The organism is Nocardiopsis xinjiangensis YIM 90004 (assembly GCF_000341145.1).
Taxonomy (GTDB): Bacteria; Actinomycetota; Actinomycetes; order Streptosporangiales; family Streptosporangiaceae; genus Nocardiopsis; species Nocardiopsis xinjiangensis.
Map to the genome: position 1 here is coordinate 117034 of NZ_ANBE01000033.1, position 18742 is coordinate 135775.

At 70.9% G+C, this 18742-nt stretch carries 17 protein-coding genes and 2 tRNA genes; 3 read left to right on the forward strand and 16 right to left on the reverse strand.

Annotated features, from left to right (window positions below; all coding sequences use genetic code 11):
- The first annotated feature begins 152 nt into the window (after positions 1–152).
- The gene (locus D473_RS0116785; RefSeq protein WP_017610210.1) at positions 153–1361 is read left to right on the forward strand and encodes a pyridoxal phosphate-dependent aminotransferase; all 1209 of its coding nucleotides are present in this window, start codon (positions 153–155) and stop codon (positions 1359–1361) included.
- A 113-nt stretch (positions 1362–1474) separates the two neighbouring features.
- Positions 1475–2512, forward strand: coding sequence for an adenosine deaminase (locus D473_RS0116790; RefSeq protein WP_026127039.1), 1038 nt, complete (start codon positions 1475–1477; stop codon positions 2510–2512).
- Positions 2513–2560: 48 nt separating this feature from the next.
- On the opposite strand, the gene D473_RS0116795 is transcribed toward D473_RS0116790, so the two are convergent.
- The 16 genes from D473_RS0116795 to D473_RS0116870 all read right to left on the reverse strand — a co-directional run bounded on the left by D473_RS0116795 (position 2561) and on the right by D473_RS0116870 (position 17739).
- The gene (locus D473_RS0116795) at positions 2561–3154 is read right to left on the reverse strand and encodes a TMEM165/GDT1 family protein (protein ID WP_017610212.1); all 594 of its coding nucleotides are present in this window, start codon (positions 3152–3154) and stop codon (positions 2561–2563) included.
- Between the two features lie 320 nt (positions 3155–3474).
- A complete protein-coding gene (locus D473_RS0116800; protein WP_017610213.1) occupies positions 3475–4563 on the reverse strand; it encodes a UDP-N-acetylmuramate dehydrogenase in 1089 nt (362 codons plus the stop codon).
- Positions 4564–4586: 23 nt separating this feature from the next.
- Complete coding sequence (locus D473_RS0116805; RefSeq protein WP_017610214.1) at positions 4587–5015, reverse strand: MaoC family dehydratase; 429 nt, start codon at positions 5013–5015, stop codon at positions 4587–4589.
- Positions 5016–5059: 44 nt separating this feature from the next.
- Entirely contained in the window at positions 5060–5503 is a 444-nt protein-coding gene (locus tag D473_RS0116810) for a MaoC family dehydratase N-terminal domain-containing protein (RefSeq protein WP_026127040.1), read from the reverse strand.
- Between the two features lie 146 nt (positions 5504–5649).
- Positions 5650–5814, reverse strand: a complete 165-nt coding sequence (rpmG, locus tag D473_RS0116815; protein WP_026127041.1) for a 50S ribosomal protein L33 — start codon at positions 5812–5814, stop codon at positions 5650–5652.
- Positions 5815–5919: 105 nt separating this feature from the next.
- Positions 5920–5995 (reverse strand) — tRNA-Met (locus D473_RS0116820).
- 100 nt (positions 5996–6095) lie between these two features.
- Positions 6096–6171: transfer RNA gene (locus tag D473_RS0116825), tRNA-Thr, on the reverse strand.
- Between the two features lie 247 nt (positions 6172–6418).
- A complete protein-coding gene (locus D473_RS0116830; RefSeq protein WP_017610217.1) occupies positions 6419–8518 on the reverse strand; it encodes an ATP-binding protein in 2100 nt (699 codons plus the stop codon).
- Positions 8519–8738: 220 nt separating this feature from the next.
- Positions 8739–13271, reverse strand: coding sequence for a TIGR02680 family protein (locus D473_RS0116835; protein ID WP_017610218.1), 4533 nt, complete (start codon positions 13269–13271; stop codon positions 8739–8741).
- Complete coding sequence (locus D473_RS0116840; RefSeq protein ID WP_241474811.1) at positions 13265–14491, reverse strand: TIGR02678 family protein; 1227 nt, start codon at positions 14489–14491, stop codon at positions 13265–13267. Before D473_RS0116840 ends, D473_RS0116835 begins: the two co-directional genes overlap by 7 nt.
- Positions 14492–14496: 5 nt before the next feature.
- Positions 14497–15468 (reverse strand): DUF2397 family protein, encoded by a 972-nt coding sequence (locus D473_RS0116845; protein ID WP_017610220.1) that lies wholly within the window; start codon positions 15466–15468, stop codon positions 14497–14499.
- Positions 15469–15643: 175 nt separating this feature from the next.
- On the reverse strand, positions 15644–16240 hold the full coding sequence (locus tag D473_RS0116850; RefSeq protein ID WP_017610221.1) for a hypothetical protein: 597 nt from the start codon (positions 16238–16240) through the stop codon (positions 15644–15646).
- Between the two features lie 149 nt (positions 16241–16389).
- Positions 16390–16635, reverse strand: coding sequence for a hypothetical protein (locus D473_RS0116855; RefSeq protein WP_017610222.1), 246 nt, complete (start codon positions 16633–16635; stop codon positions 16390–16392).
- Positions 16636–16645: 10 nt separating this feature from the next.
- Positions 16646–16909, reverse strand: coding sequence for a hypothetical protein (locus D473_RS0116860; RefSeq protein WP_017610223.1), 264 nt, complete (start codon positions 16907–16909; stop codon positions 16646–16648).
- 272 nt (positions 16910–17181) lie between these two features.
- Positions 17182–17442, reverse strand: coding sequence for a hypothetical protein (locus tag D473_RS0116865; RefSeq protein WP_017610224.1), 261 nt, complete (start codon positions 17440–17442; stop codon positions 17182–17184).
- A 51-nt stretch (positions 17443–17493) separates the two neighbouring features.
- Complete coding sequence (locus tag D473_RS0116870) at positions 17494–17739, reverse strand: hypothetical protein (protein WP_017575923.1); 246 nt, start codon at positions 17737–17739, stop codon at positions 17494–17496.
- A gap of 580 nt (positions 17740–18319) precedes the next feature.
- Between D473_RS0116870 and D473_RS0116875 the strand changes: the two genes are divergently transcribed.
- On the forward strand, positions 18320–18700 hold the full coding sequence (locus tag D473_RS0116875; protein ID WP_017610225.1) for a hypothetical protein: 381 nt from the start codon (positions 18320–18322) through the stop codon (positions 18698–18700).
- Positions 18701–18742: the final 42 nt, after the last annotated feature.

Sequence of the window (18742 nt, forward strand, 5' to 3'; positions counted from 1 at the left end):
TCGGGACCGTCCGACGGGCAAAAGTGTATGCCCTCGGCCCCCCTGTGGCCAAACCGCCTGCGCTCACGGGCCCACGCTCGGGGCACTCCGACCCCGGTCACCGGCCCTTCCCGCCCGCCCGGCCCCTCCCGGCCCATGACAAACTGGAGGGCATGACTGAACGACCGCGCATCTCCGCACGTATCAGCGCCATCTCCGAATCGGCGACCCTGGCCGTGGACGCCAAGGCCAAGGCCATGAAGGCCGAGGGCCGCCCCGTGATCGGCTTCGGTGCCGGGGAGCCGGATTTCCCGACCCCCGACTACATCGTCGAGGCCGCTGTCGAGGCTGCCCGTCAGCCGAAGAACCACCGTTACTCCCCGGCCGGCGGTCAGCCCGAGCTGAAGAAGGCCATCGCCGAGAAGACCCGCCGCGACTCCGGGTACGAGGTCGAGCCCACACAGATCCTCGTCACCAACGGCGGCAAGCAGGCCATCTACGAGGCCTTCGCCGCGATCCTGGACCCGGGCGACGAGGTCGTCGTCGTTGCGCCGTACTGGACCACCTACCCCGAGTCGATCAAGCTCGCCGGGGGCACCCCCGTCTTCGTCACCACGGACGAGAGCACCGGGTACCTGGCCTCCGTCGACCAGCTCGAAGCGGCCCGCACCGACAGGACCAAGGTTCTGGTCTTCGTCTCCCCCAACAACCCCACCGGCGCGGTCTACCCGCGCGACCAGGTCCGCGCCATCGGCGAATGGGCCGACCGGCACGGCCTGTGGGTCCTCACCGACGAGATCTACGAACACCTGGTCTACGGAGGCACCGAGTTCAGCTCGCTGCCCGTCGAGGTCCCGCAGATCGCCGACCGCACCCTCGTGGTCAACGGCGTCGCGAAGACCTACGCGATGACCGGCTGGCGCGTGGGCTGGATCATCGGCCCCGAGGACGTCATCAAGGCCGCGAGCAACCTGCAGTCGCACGCCACGTCCAACGTCGCCAACGTGTCGCAGGCGGCCGCGATCGCCGCCGTGGGCGGGGACCTCGCCGCCGTCGAGAAGATGCGGGAGTCCTTCGACCGCCGCCGCCGCACGATCGTGCGCATGCTCAACGAGATCGACGGCGTGGTCTGCCCCGAGCCGCAGGGCGCGTTCTACGCCTACCCGTCGGTCAAGGGCGTGCTGGGCAAGACGGTCCGCGGCCGCACCCCGCAGACCTCGACCGAGCTGGCCGAACTCATCCTGGAGGAGGCCGAGGTGGCGGTCGTCCCGGGCGAGGCCTTCGGCACCCCCGGCTACCTGCGCCTCTCCTACGCCTTGAGTGACGAGGACCTCACCGAAGGCGTGAGCCGGATCCAGAAGCTGCTGGCCGAGGCACAGTAACCCCGGTCACAGGCATCGGCCCAGCAGCACCGAGGAACGCGTCCCGGATCCTCCCGGGGCGCGTTCCTCTTTTTCGGTCCCTTCGGGCGCTCCACATACGGCAGGCTTGGTGCATGGAGACACCGACCACCGCCCGCCGATTGGAGCGGTTGCCCAAAGCCCATCTGCACCTGCACTTCACCGGCTCGATGCGCCACGACACGTTGGTCGAACTCGCCGACAAGAACGGCGTGCATCTACCGCACTCGTTGGCCGAGGAATGGCCGCCCAAGCTGCGCGCCACCGACGAGCGGGGCTGGTTCCGGTTCCAACGCCTGTACGACATCGCCCGTTCGGTGCTGCGTACCCCCGATGACCTGTACCGCCTCCTGCGCGAGGCCGCCGAGGACGAGCGTGCCGCGGGGTCGGGGTGGTTGGAGATCCAGGTCGACCCGGGGGGCTACTCCTCCCTGTTCGACGGTCTGACCTCCACCCTGGAGCTGATGTTGGACGCGGCCGCGGCGGCCCAGAGCGAAACAGGCGTGCACATCGGCCTCATGGTCGCCGCCAACCGCACCAAGCACCCCCTTGACGCCAAGGTCCTGGCCCGCCTGGCCCGCCAGTACGCGGACCGGGGCGTGGTCTCCTTCGGCCTCAACAACGACGAGCGCCGGGGGCGGGCCCGCGAGTTCGAGGGCGCCTTCCGTATCGCCAAGCGCGCCGGGCTCCTCTCCGCTCCGCACGGCGGGGAGCTCGGCGGACCGCGCAGTGTGCGCGAGTGCCTGGACGAGCTGGACGCCGACCGTGTGGGACACGGGGTGCGCGCAGTGGAGGACCCCTACCTGCTGGAACGCATCGCCACCCAGGGCATCACCCTCGAGGTGTGCCCGACCTCCAACGTGGGCCTCGGCGTGATCGACGACATCGACCGCCTGCCGTTGCGGCGCCTCTACGACGCGGGAGCACCGATCGCGCTGGGCACCGACGATCCCCTGCTGTTCGGCCCGCGCCTGGCGGAGCAGTACGAGATCGCCCGTTCGGTCTTCGGGTTCGGTGACACGGAGCTGGCCGAGCTCGCGCGGATGTCGATCCGCGGATCGGGGGCGCCGGATCCGCTGAAGAAGGAGCTGCTGGCGGGGGTGGACACCTGGCTCGCCTCCGAGCCGGGGTGAGGGCCGTCCTGGCCGCGGGGCCGGGACCCGTTCCGGCCTTGCAAGCGGTCAGCGGAGGAACATCAGGGCGCCCTGGGCGAGCATGGCGGCGCCGGCGGCGAAGAAGAGGACGGCGGCGCCGATACGGATCGCCTTCTCGGGGAGCTTCTTGCCGAGAAGGGCGCCCAGGGCGATGGCCACGGCGTCGGCGGCGACCATGCCGACGGTGGAGCCGATCCACACCGGGAACCAGTGGTGCTGGGTCCCGACGGTGATGGTGGCCAACATGGTCTTGTCACCGAGCTCGGCGACGAAGAAGACCAGGGCGACGGTCATGAACCCGGAGCGGATGCGGCGTGAGGCGGCGCGTTCCTCGTCCTTGTCGTTCATCTCGTCGCCGCGCAGGGTCCAGGTCCCGAAGAACAGGAATGCCAGGCCCGCGGCGAGGGTGAGCCAGTCGGTGGGGATCGCCGCGCCGATGACCTCGGCGACGAAGACGCTCGCCAGGTGCACCACGGCGGTCGCGGCGGTGATGCCGAGAATGACGGTGAGCGCCCGGTAACGCGTCGCGAGGGACATCGCGACCAATTGTGTCTTGTCGCCCATTTCCGCGAAGAAAATAGCGATCGTACTCACGACGAGTCCGGTCAGGAACCCTGTCATTTCCCCTCGATCAGTCCGGAACGGGGCGAGAGGCGGACACGCCTCTTCGACCCGGTCGCCGTTCATGCGCCGGGCCGAAGGTCTCGCCCGCCCTCGTTCATCCGATTGAGGGCTCATGCGGCCGGGCCCTCGGGCCGGTCTGTCGACCGCATGCATCGGGGACTACTCCCCTTCGGCGAACACGACTTTACGACAAAGGCGACGAGAAAGGCAATTCATGGCCCTGTCAAATTCACTCGGAAAGAAGCTCGAATAAAAAAGTTCGCCGCACCCAACTCAAGAATTGGGTACGGCGTGAAAAAGGTGTGGGCGAAAGCGCGTTACAGGTCCACGCCCACCATGACGGGTTCGTTGACCAGGCGGATCCCGAAGGCCGCCTCGACACCGGCGCGCACCTCACGTGCCAGATCGAGCAGGTCCTCCGTCGAGGCCCCTCCCGGGTTGGTCAGCGCCAGTGTGTGCTTTCCGGAGATGCGGGCCGGACCCTGGCCGTGCCCCTTGTCGAACCCGGCCTTGTCGATCAACCAGGCAGCGGAGAGTTTGACTCCGCCGCGGCCGTCGGGGTGGCCGGGGACCGGGAAGTCGGGGCCCAAGCGTTCGGCGGCGCGCTCGCGCACCGCGGCGAAGGTCTCCTCGGACACGATGGGGTTGGTGAAGAACGACCCTGCGCTGCGGGTGTCGGGGTCGCCTTCCTCCACCACCATGCCCTTGCCCCGGCGCAGGCCCAGGACGGTCTCGCGGGCGCGCTCCAGCGGCACCCGCTCCCCCGCCTCGACGCCCATCGTTCGGGCGACCTCGGCATAGGCGACGGGACGACTGAGGTCGGAACGGCGCAGCTCGAAGACGACCTCGCACACCAAGTAACGGGGCCGGCCCTTGAAGACGCTGTCGCGGTAGGTGAAACCGCATTCGTCGTTGGTCATGGTGCGCAGCTCGCCGGTGTCCCGGTCGTGGACCAGCACCTCCCGCACGGTCTGGCTGACGTCCTGGCCGTAGGCGCCCACGTTCTGGATCGGGGTCGAGCCGACGCGTCCGGGGATCCCGCTGAGGAACTCCAACCCGCTGAGGCCCTCGCCGACGACACGCTCGACCAGCGGGTCCCACTCCACGCCGGCCTGGGCGCGCAGAAGCACCACGGTCTCGCCGGTGTCCGGGTCGGTTCCTGCCTCCTCGAAGGAGACCCCCTGGGTGTCGACGTGCACCACCGTTCCGGAGAAACCGGAGTCGGCCACGACGAGGTTGCTGCCCCCGCCCAGGACCAGGACGGGTTCACCGGCCGTGTCGGCCCCGCGCACGGCGGCGACGAGCTCCTCGGTCGTGGTGGCCCGCACGAAGGTCTTGGCGGGCCCGCCCAGGCCGAGCGTGGTGTAGTCGGCCAGCACGGGCGGATCGTCGGAGAACGTGGACACCTCAACCACCTCTGTCGAAACTGTCAGGACGCGAGCCGGACCAGGGCCTTGGACTGCACCAGCACCTTGGCGCCGCCGGAGCGGGCGGTGAGCAGCACGTTGACGGTCCCGTCGTCGTTCTTGGACTTGACCTTGCCCCCCACGGTGATCTCGGTGCCCTCCTCGTTGTCGGGAACCGTCACCGGGGCGGAGAAACGCACGGAGTAGTCGAGGACACAGCCCGGGTCCCCGGTCCAGTCGGTGAGCACACGCGCGGCCTCGGCCATGGTGAACATGCCGTGCGCGATCACGTCGGGCAACCCGACGGACTTGGCGAAGCGTTCGTTCCAGTGGATGGGGTTGAAGTCACCCGAGGCGCCCGCGTAGCGGACGAGGTCCAAGCGGCGGACCGGGAAGGTCTGTTCGGGGATCTCGGCGCCGACCTCGACGTCGGCGTGGCGCAACCTGCTCACGCTGGTGTTCCTCACGTATCGCTGGGGACGGTGGTGCGGCCTGCTCATGCTCCGCGCACGACGAGCATCATCGTGGCGGTCACCACGTGCTCGCCGCCCGAGTCCGAGGCCTCGGTCTCCAGGGTCAGCAGGTCGTTGCTGCCCAAGGTCTTGATGCCGGTGATACGAGTGACGCTGGAGAGCACGTCCCCGGCGAGGAGGGGGCGCGAGTACTGGAAACGCTGGTCGCCATGGACCACACGGGAGAAGTCCACGCCCAGATCGGGATCGGCCACGGCCTGCGCCGAGCCGGCCATGCCGAGGATCACCGGGAAGGTCGGCGGTGCGACCACGTCGGCGTACCCCAGGGTGCGCGCCGATTCGCGGTCGACGTAGGCGGGGTTGGGGTCGTTGATCGCCTCGGCGAACTCACGGATCTTGCCCCGGGTGACCTCGTAGACCTCGGGGGCGGGGTACTCCCGGCCGAGGTGGTCAGGGTTGATCGCCACGGTCTCCCTCTTCTGGTTGGGGCCGATGAGTGCCCGACACACGAAACAGCCCGGTGAGCTGTTCGCTCACCGGGCTGAAAGTCCAGGCGAAGTCCGTTGCTCCCGGACGCCGCCTCCGTCCGCGCTCTGCGCGGCACGCGCACGACCTAGCGGGTCTCGCGGTGCTCGTTGTGCGTACGGCAGGTCGAGCAGAACTTCTTCATCGAGAGCCGGTCGGGGGTGTTCCGACGGTTCTTGCGCGTGATGTAGTTACGGTTCTTGCACTCCTGGCAGGCCAGGGTGATCTTCGGCCTCACATCTGTGGCAGCCACTTCGGAGTGCCTTTCTCGCTGGAAACATTACCTAACACGCAGTAGAACACTGCTGGGCACCCGCGAAGACCCCTGGCGTACTTCTGTCCCCAGGGGCCGGCGAGTTGGTAGCGGGGGCCGGACTTGAACCGACGACACAGCGATTATGAGCCGCTTGCTCTACCGACTGAGCTACCCCGCCCCGATCTGACGGGGACCGGATCCCGAATTCGGATCCTCCCCGGACCGGCCGACGGCTCGCGCCGACCACCCACCTGAGTGGATCGGACCGCATCAAGTGGTGGAGCCCCTTTACGGATTCGAACCGTAGACCTTCTCCTTACCATGGAGACGCTCTGCCGACTGAGCTAAAGGGGCGCGCTGTGCTGGGCTTCCTCTCGTCCGCCCCGAGGGCGTTGCCCCCGTGCGCTGATAAGAACTATACAGGTCTCAGGGGGTGCTCTGCCAAATCGGCGGCCGGACCCCCTCCCCCAGACATGCTCCGGGACTACCCCCGGAACGGCATAACCGCTGCTCATCGGCGGTTCTCGACCGTTTCCGGGTCTTCGCGCGGAGGCGGGAAAAAGCCGGGAATGTGACCCGGACCGCCCGATCCCGCAGGCCCTCAGCTCCCCTCGTCGAGCCACACGTTGGACATCGCGTCGCGGTTGATCGTGCGGATCGAGGCGGGCAGCCCCAACCGGAGCATCGCGTCCGGCAACCGGGTGTCGTGGGTGAAGACGATCAGCTGCCGGTACCGGCCCGCCTCCGCCAGGACCGAGGCCAGCCCTTCGACGGTCTCGGTGTCCATCGCCTGCACGGGATCGTCCAGGACGAGGAACCCGAACGGGTTGCCCTCCACCAGGGCGCGGGGCAGGCAGATCGACAATGCCAGAGCCTGGAACTCACCCTGGCTCAGCAGACCGGGTGCGCTCGTCTGGTCCTCGACCCCGTCCACCGCCACGTCCACCTCGACCCGGCGGCGGACCCCGCGGCCGATGAGGCGCATGCCCTGCAGGTCGATGTGGCGTTCCTGGCGCAGGCGGTACCAGACCTGCTCGGCCTGGGCGGCGACCGGACCGAGGCGTTCGGCCCGCAGTTCGCGGGCGCGCTCGGCCAGCCAGTCGAGGGCCTCCTCGGCCGAGGCCAGGGTCTCGCTCGCCCGGATCGCCTCCTGGGCGTCGTCGAGCCACGCGGAGAGGCGCTCGGCGAGGTCGGCCCAGCCCCCGGTGGGGTCCTCCAGGCGTTCGCCCGCGTCGCGGCGCGCACTGATCGCGGCGGTGCGCAGTTGTTTGCCGACCGTCTCGATGTGTTCGGCCAGTTCCCCGAGGTCGGTGATCGTGTTGCCCGACTCCCACAGCGCCCACACCTGGCCCAGCTCGCTGTCGGGCGGCAACCAGGTCGGCATCGGGGAGAGCAGGAACCGGGCCTGGTCGCGGGCGGCCTCGGCACGTCCGTACGCGGCCTCGGCGGTGGCGGCCTGGGGACGCAGAGCCCGCACCTGGGCCTTGGCCCGGCGGGCCCAGTCCGATCCGAGGGCGCCGGAAGCCGAACAGGTGGGGCAGGTCGTCTCGGAGGGGTGGCGCTGATGGTGTTCCAGGGCCTGTTCGAGCAGGTTGAGGACCCCGTGGGCGTGGTCGCCCTTGGTCCCTGCGGCCATCGCCAGTTCCATCGAGGCCCCGCGCAGTTCGTTGACCACGTCGGCGATGACGACCCGTTCGGGAACGCTCAGGCGGCGCAGCCGGCGCAGGACCACGTGCTGGGCCGGGTCGGCCGGACCGTCGTCGGCGGCGATACTGCGCAGTTCCCCGAAGTCGAGGTGCTGGGCGGTGAGCAAGGTCACGGCCCGGGCGGCCCGGGGATCGTCGGAGGCACGCAGGTCCTCCAGGAGCAGCCGGAGCTCGCGGGAAGGGCGGTCACGGCGTTTGACGAGCCCGTCGCAGACCCGGGCCAAGCGGCGTTCGGCCTCGGCCAGGTCGGTCAGGCCCAGGAGCGCGGTGAGGGTGTCGTAGAGCTCGGCGGAGCGGCCGGTGACGGTACGGCCCAGCTCGTCGTAGGAGAGGAAGGGACGGTAGCGGACCAGGTCCTCGCCCCAGCCGAGCGTGCGCAGGTGCGAGACCTCGCCGTCGGGCCGCACGACCTCCCCGCGCGCCGAGCGGACGCTCTCGCCGATCCAGTGGCGGGTGATGCGGGTCGGGGCATGGTCGCCGGCGAAGTGGATGTCGACGCTGGCCTCGGTGCGCTCGTCGTAGTGCAGGTTGCGCCATCCGTCGCGCCACCCGGTGGGCATCGCGTCCCAACGGGGATTGCGCCCGGTCAGGGCCGCCTCGGCCGCTTCGGCGAAGCTGGACTTGCCCGAGCCGTTGCGGCCGACGATGACGTGGAGGCCGGGCCCGGTGGGAAAGGTGAGTTCGGCGGGACGGCCGATCCCACGGAACCCCTGTACACGGATCCCGGTCAGTTGTGAGTGCGGGGCCCTGCCCGGACCGCTCTGGGAGGTGGATCCGGGTTCGGGTTCGGGCATCTCGCGCCCGTCGAGGACCGCGGACACGGCCTCGTCGCCCCACAGCGCCGCACGGACCCAGTCACGTGTCTGCCGGGCCAACCGCGACCGCTCCAGCGCCGCCAGCAGCACCTCCGCGGTGGGGTCGTCGGCCGGCGGGGTCCCATAGCCGTCCTGTTCGTCTCGGTCGAACGTCTCGGGGATCCGAGCCACCTTCGCCACCCGCCTCACTGATCGCTTCGCACCGGGGTCAGGGTGCGCCCGGCGGGCACTCGACCAGCTGTGTGAGGATCCGTCGGTGCGACGGACGGTGCCCACCGGACACAGCCTAGGACAGCCGGGGACGAACGGTACGGGATGCCGGGGAACTCGTCCTCATCCGGCCCGCGCCCCGGATCCCGGGCGGGGTGTCCGCACCCGCGCCCGGAACAGCCACCAAAGGTCAGACACCGACGAGTCTCCGCCGGCTCCCGTCCCAGGTGAAGTGGAGCGTTGCGATGCCCGGCACGTTCGGATCGCGCAGACACTCGTAGATGTTGAGACTGGGCACACTCGGGAAACAGCCCCAGACCCGCTCGGACGTGAGCACGAAGTCGAGGTCGAGCTCGACCAGCAGTCCGAGCAGGCGCCCGTGCGTGGGTTCGTCGACCTTGGCGAAGGCGTCGTCGAGCAGGATCAACCTCGGCGCCCACGGTGCACGGGCGGCGAGTGCGTCGAAATGGGCGGCGGCCGCAGCGAACAGCACCAGGTAGGCCACGACCCGCTGCTCGCCCTGGCTCAATGCTGTGCGGTGGCCCAGGCGGCGCTCGTCCCCGCTGCCGTCGGTGACGTGGACGGTGAAGGCGAACCAGGAACGGTAGTCCAGGGCCGCGCGCAGCTGGGCGCCCCCGGTGGCGGTCGGGTCGAGGCGGCGGATCGCCTCGATGCACCGGCGCAGGGCGTCGCGCAGACGTGTGGTCTGCACGCGGGTGCGCTCCTCCGGCGGGGTGGCCAGCAGCGGCACGACCGCCTCGATGTCGGCGCCCGCGTCGGGTGCCAGGCGCCAGTCCAGACGCACGCCGAGACCCGCGGAGGTCGTCACGTCCTTGAGGACGCCGTTCATGGTGCCGATGAGAGCGCGGGCCTCGTCGATCTGGCGTGCCAGGTGCCTGGCCAGTTCCCCGAGCAGGTGGCGTTCGAAGGCCTCCTCCTCGGCTATGGCGACGGTCTCCTCCGAGCGCGCGAAGGCGGCGGAGAGCCGTTCGGCGTAGGCGGTGACGTCGTGATCGCCGTCCTCGTCGTGCACGATGATGCGCTTGAGACCGCGGGGCTCGGTGAGCTCGGTGCGCGAATGGGCCCACGCCGCGGAGGCGAGGCGCTCCTGCAGCTCTTCGCGGCTTCTGAGAACGGAGCTGTCGTCGATCTCGGGGACCTCCTCCTGAGCCGCCAGGTCCTCCTCCAGCAGGGCAGTGAGGGCCTCCAGCAGCTCCAGGCGGGCCCCTGGGGCTGCGGCGGCGTCCTGACCGGTCCCGCCGTCGGCACGGGGCCGCAGGTAGGCGGGGAGCGGGGAATCCTCGGCGGCGAGGCGTTCGAGCCCGGCGGCGCCCAGCAGGACGGTGTCGGGGACCTCGGCCTCCTCCTCGCCCTCGGTGGCCAGGGAGGCGGCGAGGGCGTCGCCGGCGGCCAGGGCGCGGCTGATCTGTTCGTTGAGTTCGCGTCCGGCGATGTCCAGGCGGGCCTCGGCCTCGACGCGGGAGTCGCGGGCGCGTTGTGCGGCGCGTTCCAGTTCCGGCAGGCGGCGCTCGGCCTCGTCGGCGCGGCCCTGCACCTGGGAGCGGGCTGCGCCGAGCTGGTCACCGGCGACCGAACGGGCCCGGTCACCGAGTTCGATCTGGCGGCGCACGGTGATCATGTCGTCGATGGCGTTGCCGCGGGCGTCCTCGGCGGCCACCCGGGCCTCGCGGGTGCGGCGCCAGGCGGCGACGTTGCGGTCGTGTCCGGCCAGGTCTCGGGCGAGCACGTCCAGGGAGCGCAGGGCCGAGGTGAGCAGCACCCGCAGGTGGTCGAGAGCACGCAGGGTGCGGTCGAGTTCGGTGCGGCCCGTGGGCAGGGCGTGTTCGGCGGCGGCGATACGCAGGCGTTCGCGGGTGGCGAGGAGTTCGGTGCGGCCCTCCTCCTCGGCCGCGCGTGCGGCTTCGTGGCTCCCCCGGGCGGTGGCGACGTCGGCGCGGGCCATGTCGAGGGTGGTCCAGGCACGCACGAGCTCACTGGAGTCGGGCAGGTCCCGGGAGACCCGGAGGAGCTCGGCGTAGGACTGCTCGACCGCCCAGCGGCGTTCCCCGGCCTCGGAGAGCAGGGCCTCGGCTATGGCCATGCGGCGATCGGTGTTGGCGCGGACCCGGTCGCGGCCGCGTTTGCGGGCGGCCTCCCCGATGTATTCGGGGTCGCTCTTGAAGTGGGCTCCACCGAGCACTCCCAGGCGCCAGGAGCCCGTCAGGGAGACGGAGCTGACGGTGGCCACGGATGCGTCCCGGCGGTGCTTGGCCTCGTTGTCCTCCGCACCCTGGCCGGTCGAGTGCAGGGAAACCGACGCGAGCAGGGACCGGACCGTTTCGGTACTGACGCCCTGGTCGGGAGAGGGCACCGGCACGAGTACGTCGAGGAGGGTGCGCCCCTTGGCCTGGCGGGCCGGGCTGAGGACGAGGTCGCGGGTGGAGGGATCGTAGAGGTACCCGTCGGCGCGCAGCCATGCGGTGAGCAGCCCGCCGGCCTCCAGGGCCGCCTCGAGCCCGGCCTGTTCGCGAGTGCTGAGCCCGTCGGCGAAGTCCACGGCCAGGTGGAAGGGCAGGCCCTCGCCGTCGGGACGGGGCGCGGTGGACCAGCCCGGGCGCGGCGGCGCGGGGTCGGCCTCGCCGTCGCGGCGGTCGGTGAGCTCGGCCAGTTCGTCGGACAGGCGGCCCTCCTCGCCGACGGCGACGTCGCGGCGCGCACGCAGTTCCTCCAGGAGGGGGTCCACGGTGTCGTGTGCCAGGCGCGCGACGGTCTCGGGGACCCCGGGCTCCAGGACCCGCAACGCGTCGGACAGCGGCAGTTCGACGGAGGCCTCCAGCTCGTGGATGGCCTCCCCCAAGGCGTGGGCGTGGCTGTGGTCGCGCAGGCGTGCGGTCCAGGCCCGGACCCCGTCCGCGTAGGCGGCGCTCTCCTCACGGAGGGCTTTGAGGGCCGTCTGCTCGCGGGTGTGGGCGTGCTCGAGGACGGCCTCGGCACCCTCGGCCTCACTGGTCAGGGTCAGGACCCGGCGGTCGGTGGCGGCCTCCTCGGAGGTGAGGGCCATGAGCCGGTCGGCCTGTTCGGCGCGGCGGGCCGCGGCCGACATGGCGCTGGTGAGGTGGTCGTGGAGGACACCCAGCCGTTCGCGCAGGACCTCGGTGTCGAGCCCTTCCACCGGGGCGCGCTCGACGGCCTGCTCCAGGCCCTGGAGATCGACGCGGGTACTGCTCTCGCGGGGCGCGAGGGAGGTCGTGGCGGGCTCGGGGACCCGGCCCAGCGCTTCGGGGTCCAGCCCAGCGGCGCCGATGGCTCGCGCGGCCTCGGCGTGGGTGCGGTTCAGCGTCTCCAGGGCCCGGCCGGCGTTGCCCGCGTCGTCCACGAGGCGGTCCACGGAATGGCGTTCGGTGGTCTCCGCGTACTCGGCTGCGGCCGAAGCGGCCTCCGCGGCCCGGATGTAGGCGCTGACGGCGGCGTCGTAGGCGCGGCGCTGCTCGTCGGTGGCGGCCCCTCCCCCGCCGGCGCCGACCAGGGTGGCGTCGTCGGCGCGTGCGGTGTCGCGGGTGCGGCGGGCCTGATCGCGTTCCTCGGCGACCTGGCTCTCGGCGCTGACGAGTCCGTCGAGCTCGTTGCGCAGGCGCTCGGTCTCGTCGGCGCGGCGGGTGCAGGCCTCCAGCTGTTCGCGCACCCCGGCGGCGCGCTCGTGCAGGGCGGTGACGAGGTAGCCGTGGTAGTCGGCGAGGAAGGTCTCCACGGCGCCGCGGGTCTCGGTGAGCGCCGTTTTCTCCTCACGGGCCTGTTCGAGGTCGGCGATGTTGCGGGCGACCTCGTCCAGGACGGTCTCGTCCATGGGCGGCAGGGCCTCGGAGAGCACCCCGACGAGTTCGCCGGCCTCGAGACGGTCGCCGATGGTGGGGCGGCGCAGCCGGTACAGCAGGTGGATGAGGTTGCGGTAGCGCACCGGGTCGTCGATACCGAACAGGTCGTGCATGACCCGGTTGCGGTAGGCGATGGCGCTGGTGAAGCAGTTGTCGGCGCCCAGCTCCGAGCGGAGCCGGTCCACGGGTTTGGGACGGCCGTCCACGACCAGGTCGAGGCCGTGGCCGACTCGGTGTTCGGTGACGAAGAACACGCAGCGCGGGTCTGCCTCGCCCACTGCGGTGACGGCCGCGCCGAGGGTCAGGTGGGTGGGCGGGGCGCCCTCGCGGCCGGGTTCGCCCGGACCGGAGGTGTGCGGCTCGCTGCCCTCGGCCCCGTCCAGCCCCCGGTCGCCGCGCTCGGTCGTGAACTCCACCCACAGGTACCCCAGGCGGGTGGGCGGTCCGTTCTCCTCACCGCTGTTGCCGGGGGCCTCACCGGAACCGGGTCCTTCCTGCGCGGACTCCTCGGTGTCACCGAGCAGGTCGGAGCCGCCCTCGCCGCCCACAGAGCTGCCGGCGCGGGGGTCGTCGGCCATGAGCCAACGCAGGCTGGTGCGGTTGGTGCCGGTGGTGTCCAGGCGTCGGGGGTCGCCGTCCAGCAGGAACGGCAACAGCATCTCCAGCGCCTTGGACTTGCCGGCGCCGTTGCGGCCGCGCAGCAGCAGCCGCCCCTCGGCGAAATCCAATACGTGGTCGTCGTACTGCCAGATGTTGCGGATACCCGCTCGTTCGAGGCGGTAACGCGGGGTCCCGCGGGCTGGGTCAGCCGGAGACGCCGTCGGGGCCTCGCTGGTCTCCTGGGTCACCACTGGTCGCGCTCACCTTCTCGTTCGCCACCGTCTTCGTCATTGTCCAGGACCGGGGGGACACGCGTGTCCGTCTCGGCGCCGTAACGGGCGGCCACCGCGGCCAGGCGCCATTCTCCCGGACCGCCGTGCAGGAGCCCCCATCGGCGCAACAGCTCGGTCACGAGGGCGGGCATACGGGCCGGGTCGGGGACCTCGGGGCCGGCGGTGCGTTCCCACTCGGCCCGTTCCGGCGTATCGGCCCCAGTCAATGTCTCCAGGGCGGCCCGCAGTTCTTCCTCGGGCACGGGAACGGAGGTGGCCGGGTGTCCGGGGGCCAGGCGCCCGGACAGATGGATCAGGAGGGCGAGCGCAACACGGCCGACCGGGTCCTGCGCGGGAAACCCGGGTCCGCCCGCGGCCTCGTCCGGCATGACCAGCGCCACACCCTCGGCGCGGATCTCGGTGTCGCTGCCCAACAGGTTGCGCAGCGCCGAGGCGGCCCGCCACTGGTGGGCGACCAACCGTTCGCGCTGCCGGTCGGGCAGGTTCTCCCGCAGCACCACGGTGTCCTCCGCGAGCATGCGGCGCAGCGCGGTCTCCCCCGCCTGGTCGCCCTCGGGATCACTCTCGTCGGCCTCGGCCAGGAAGGACTCGGGGGTCTGCCCGGGGCGCGGAAGGTGCACCGCCACTGCTCGGGCCGCTTGGGTGCGCGGACGCAGAACCACCTCGGCCGCGGGGTCGGTCACGTGGTCGGCGACCGTGCCGGCGAGTTCGGTCAGCACGCCGAGCCCCACCAGGTGGCGCAGGGCGGCCCCGAAGGCGCGGCGTTCACCCGCGCCGCGAGCGGGATCGGCGTCCACACCGGCTTCCCGGGCGGCCTCACGCACCGCGGCGGCGAGTTCGTGGACTGCCGTGTCCTCGACGGCCTCGACCAGGACGGCCAGGGTCAGCGCCAGGTACGTGTGGGTCCGAGGGGTGAAGCGGGTCCCGCTCTCGCGCCGGACCGGTTCGGGGGCGAGCGCTCCGGTCCCGCGCTTGTGCAGACGGGCGTGGTCGTCGGTGATGGTGAGCCGGTACCCGAGCACCCGCTGGAACCGCTGGATCAGCCACTCGGCGTGCGTGCGCGCGAGCGCGAGATCGGACGGGTGGGTGGCTTCGGTGAGCAGGGGGCGAACCATCAGGGCACGCGCTGCGGCCTGGCGTTCGCCGATGAGGGCGGAGTCCTCGGTGTAGGCATCCATGGTGGTCACCCCCGTTCCTGGCGGTGGGCTCGGTGCGCAGAGATGTCGATCGGGCCGGTGCTCTCGATGTCCGGGGCCGGTCCGGGGAGGGTATCCGTGGCCGGGGCCCCGTCGGCAAGGGAAGTGGAAGCCTCCTGGTCCGGGTCATCCCCGGCGATGGACCCGGCGGAGGGGTCCGTGGCCCGGCCCGGGTCCTCGCTGGATCCGGACACCTGATCGGGGGCCTCGGGCACTTCGGACGGGACAGGCTCCGCGTCAGGAACGGAGGCCTCGTCGGCGGCCTCGGGCACTTCGGACGGGGCGGGCTCCTCCGCGGGGGCGATCCCGGGCAACGGTCCCGGGTCGGCCTGCTCGTAGGGCGTCACGTACAGGCGCAGGTCCTGGAGGGCGAGGTCGCCGCCCTCGCCGGAGACCGTCACCCGGGCTCCGGTGGAAGGCAGCACGTGCAGCCGCAGCCCGAACTCCAGATCCCCGGCGGAGGTACGGCGCCCGTCGGCGTCCCCCACGGCCAGGGCCGCGGTCAACAGTTCGGTCAGGACCTCCATACCGGCCCCGGTGAGGGCCAGCTGTGCGTCACGGCCCGTGGGTTCGGTCAGGAGCGAGCGGATCTGCTCGGCCCCGTCGCGGCGCCAGTGCGCGGAGGACTCGGCGGCATCGCGCAGACGTGCCTGCTGGGCCCGGTGATCACGGACCGGTTCCGGGCGGCGGTTCCCGGGGCGTTCCACGACCGTGCTGTGGTCCGGGTCAGCCTGCCACCAACTCGTGGTGGCCGTGACCGTCCCGTCCACCCGCCCGTGCAAGTGACGGGCGGGGTCGAGCGTGTAAGCGGCCGAGGCCAGCGCGTGCGCGCGGTCCGGTTCGGCCTCCTCGAACCAGGCGGCCAGGCGCAGCAGCGCGGCACGGCCGTGTCGGGGCGCCGGCGTGCTGCCGGGGCCCGTTCCGTCGTCGAGGTTGTCCGTCCACTGGTTGATGCCCACCTTCAGCAGACTAGAGACCCCGCACGGTCACCACGCCCGTTTCTGCCGGCCCCGACCCGGGAAATGCGGCCTGGAGACCACCGCTGAACAGGAGTTTCGTATTTTTTGGAAGTTTGGCGGTTTCCCCGGCCGACGAAGGAGTCCAAGGTCACCTCCGGCCGCGGGTTCAACGGGTTCAGTCGTCGCCGTCCTCGTCCGGACTGCTGTCACCGTCCGGGTCCTCGGAGCTGCCGTCGGGGTCGCCGTCCTCGCTCTCGGCGGTGGCTTCGGGGTCCCCCTCGCCGGTACCGCTCTCCGGCGGGAGGGTCAAGCGGCCCTCGTCGGCTGCCTCCATCCCCTGGCGGATGTCCTCGGGCATGTCCCCCGCGTCGGTGACCTCGTAGGTGGAGAAGTAGGAGACCCCGTCCACCTCGACCGGGTCACCGAGCTCCACGTCGACCTGATAGGGGTCCTCGTCGCAGTCCAGGTTCAGACACCAGCTCCCGGCCATGCTGCCGCTGCCCCGGGCGATCTCGTCCGACCACTCGTCCCAGGACATGCCGGAGAAGCTCGTGAACTCGGTCGCCACGTAGGTCTCGGGGCTCTCGTCGCGGTAGCCCTGCTCGTCCTGGTAGCGGTTGAAGACGAAGGTGCCGTCCGCGGTCTCCTCCGCGGTGGGGCTGGGGGCCGGCCCCTCTCCCGACTGCCACCCTTCGGGGTCGACCTCGTCCGTGCAAGAGCTCAGGCACAGGGCCAGGGCCACCAGCAGTACCGGAGCAATCGTGCGCTTCATCGCCGCCTCCCTCGCATGGTTGTGCCTATCATCCCCAGGAGCGACACGAAGGCCCCCCGGCACACGCCGGGGGGCCTCCCACCTACCCATGGAGGGTCACACCGGGGCCGTGGCCCCGGAAGGGTGAGGGCGATGCCCTCGGTCAGCTCCTACTGGGCGTTGGTGCTGACCGGACCGTTCACGCAGTCACCCGTCGTCTGCGGTGACAGGATCGGCACGTTCGCGCCGACCAGGCCCACCGCCAGCTCGGTGTTGCAGAGCTGGACCGGCACGAGCTGCACGTTCTGGTTGAACTGCTGGTCACCACCGTGCGACGCAGAAGCGGGGGTGGCGGCCAGCATCGCCCCGAGGGCGACGCCGGCGATCGCACCGGCCGCCGTGATCTTGCGCAACATACGGGGTCTCCTAGTCGATGTTGGTGCTCACGGGGCCGTTGGTGCAGTCACCGGTGCTGTCGGGCGACAGGATCGGGGCGTTGACGCCGGCCAGGAGACCCACGGCCAGGTCGGTGTTGCAGAGCTGGACCGGCACGGCCTGCAGGTTCTGGTTGTACTGCTGGTCGCCACCGTGCGAGCCGTGGCCGTGGCCGGCGGACGCGGGGGTGGCGGCGAGCATGGCACCGAGGGCGACACCGGCGATGGCACCGGCGGCAGTGATCTTGCGCAGCATGGCGATCTCTCCTGATCGAGTGAGTGTGGACGGGGCCGCGGCCCTGCGGCACAGCGGCCGGGACACACGGATCCCCGAGAAGGTTGTTCGGGTACTGGTCGACGTGGCCGGGAAGGTGGTCCGCCTCCCCGGCTCCGGGCCGGGCACGGGTGCGCCGTGCCCGGCCCGGACGCGTCGACGAGTGCGGGAGCGACTGCCGGTTCCGTTCCGGGGACGAGTTCACCGGCGGGTGGAGCGGCCGCGCTCGGCCGAGCGCGGTCCGGACCCGGCTCCTAGTCGATGTTGGTGCTCACGGGGCCGTTGGTGCAGTCACCGGTGCTGTCGGGCGACAGGATCGGCACGTTCACGCCGACCAGGCCGACAGCGGCGTCGAGGTTGCAGGACTGGACCGGCACAGCCTGCAGGTTCTGGTTGTACTGCTGGTCGCCACCGTGCGAGCCGTGGCCGTAGCCGGCGGACGCAGGGGTGGCGGCGAGGACAGCGCCGAGAGCGGCGCCAGCGACGAGACCGGCAACGCCGAACTTACGAAGCATTTGATGACCTTTCAAAACTTTGTGACGAGTTCTCTTGGCTGATTGCCGGAACTAGCTGATGTTGGTACCGACGGGGCCGTTCACGCAGTCGCCGGTGGTCTGCGGCGACAGGACGGGCACGGTCACGGCGACCAGGCCGACGCTGGCGTCCAGGTTGCAGGACTGGACGGGCACGAGCTGCAGGTTCTGGTTGAACTGCTGGTCGCCTCCGTGCGAGGCGTGAGCCGGAGCTCCCATGAGGAGCGCGCCCAACGCGGCACCGGCGACCAGGCCGGCAGCGGCCGTCTTCTTGATCATGATTCTCCCGATAATGGAAACGGGTCGACAGAAAAAGACTCAGGCGCTCTGCACCTGTGTCGCGGTGGACTGAAGCAATCATTGAACGGCCCCCGATTTTTGTCAACGCCGAAATCCGGAAACCGTTTTGCGCGTTTCGCCGATCCCACCCTTTTTGCCTCAGGGGCGAATGCATTCATCAACCCCCAATTCCCGCGTCCGCACCATAAGCCGCGAATCCGGACATCAGACTGCACGTCCACCCACAACGACCGCGATCTGTTACGCACACGAGATCCTGGTGTGGTGACACCATTACCGTCCGTATCCCCTCACGCCGCAGGCGACCTCTTCCCAACGGGGGCAGGTGCGCCCCGGGACCACCGAACCATCGGCTCCAGCCACACATCGGTGCGCATCGAACGAGGACGGCTCGGTACGAAGGTCGTGGCCGCATCCGGCCAGGCCACGGCCATCCACATGACATTCCGGACGGGCGGGCATAAAAATGCGACTGCACTCGCACGAGCGATTCCGCGAGGAGAGCGCTGCGTCTACCCCACGCAAGGCGTTCCGGGGGTCGGGGAAGGTGAAGACAGCCGTGGCCTCATCCAGTTCCAGAACCCTGGCGTGGCTGTGGGACCACCGGACCTACGGGACCGCGATCGCAGGTCTCCTGGTGGCCCTGGTCGGTCTTGGCAACCTGGCCGTGGGAGAGACCGGATGGGGATGGTTCTCCACCATCGGCGGCTCTGCCCTGGTGCTGGTGGTCCTGGTGCGTGTGCCGAAGCCGGGCCGAGCCGGCCCGTCGGTGGGGCGGGGTCGGAGGACGGCGACAGGGCCACCGGTCGAAGCCCGTCGAACCGGTTCTGGTGAGTGGTGCTCATCGGAGCGTCGAGCGCAGCCCGACCCCGACGACCCCAAGCACCGCAAGGAACCCTGCTCCCGCGAACGGCGGGACCGTCCCATCGGCCCCCGCTGACGCAAAACGCCCCGGTGACCAACGTTCGTGCTGGTCACCGGG

Bases quoted from the DNA above. Each gene is read 5' to 3' on its own strand.
- D473_RS0116785 (WP_017610210.1), top strand. From the start codon at position 153: ATGACTGAACGACCGCGCATCTCCGCACGTATCAGCGCCATCTCCGAA.
- D473_RS0116790 (WP_026127039.1), top strand. From the start codon at position 1,475: ATGGAGACACCGACCACCGCCCGCCGATTGGAGCGGTTGCCCAAAGCC.
- D473_RS0116795 (WP_017610212.1), bottom strand. From the start codon at position 3,154: ATGACAGGGTTCCTGACCGGACTCGTCGTGAGTACGATCGCTATTTTC.
- D473_RS0116840 (WP_241474811.1), bottom strand. From the start codon at position 14,491: ATGGATGCCTACACCGAGGACTCCGCCCTCATCGGCGAACGCCAGGCC.
- D473_RS0116850 (WP_017610221.1), bottom strand. From the start codon at position 16,240: ATGAAGCGCACGATTGCTCCGGTACTGCTGGTGGCCCTGGCCCTGTGC.
- D473_RS0116855 (WP_017610222.1), bottom strand. From the start codon at position 16,635: ATGTTGCGCAAGATCACGGCGGCCGGTGCGATCGCCGGCGTCGCCCTC.
- D473_RS0116860 (WP_017610223.1), bottom strand. From the start codon at position 16,909: ATGCTGCGCAAGATCACTGCCGCCGGTGCCATCGCCGGTGTCGCCCTC.
- D473_RS0116865 (WP_017610224.1), bottom strand. From the start codon at position 17,442: ATGCTTCGTAAGTTCGGCGTTGCCGGTCTCGTCGCTGGCGCCGCTCTC.
- D473_RS0116870 (WP_017575923.1), bottom strand. From the start codon at position 17,739: ATGATCAAGAAGACGGCCGCTGCCGGCCTGGTCGCCGGTGCCGCGTTG.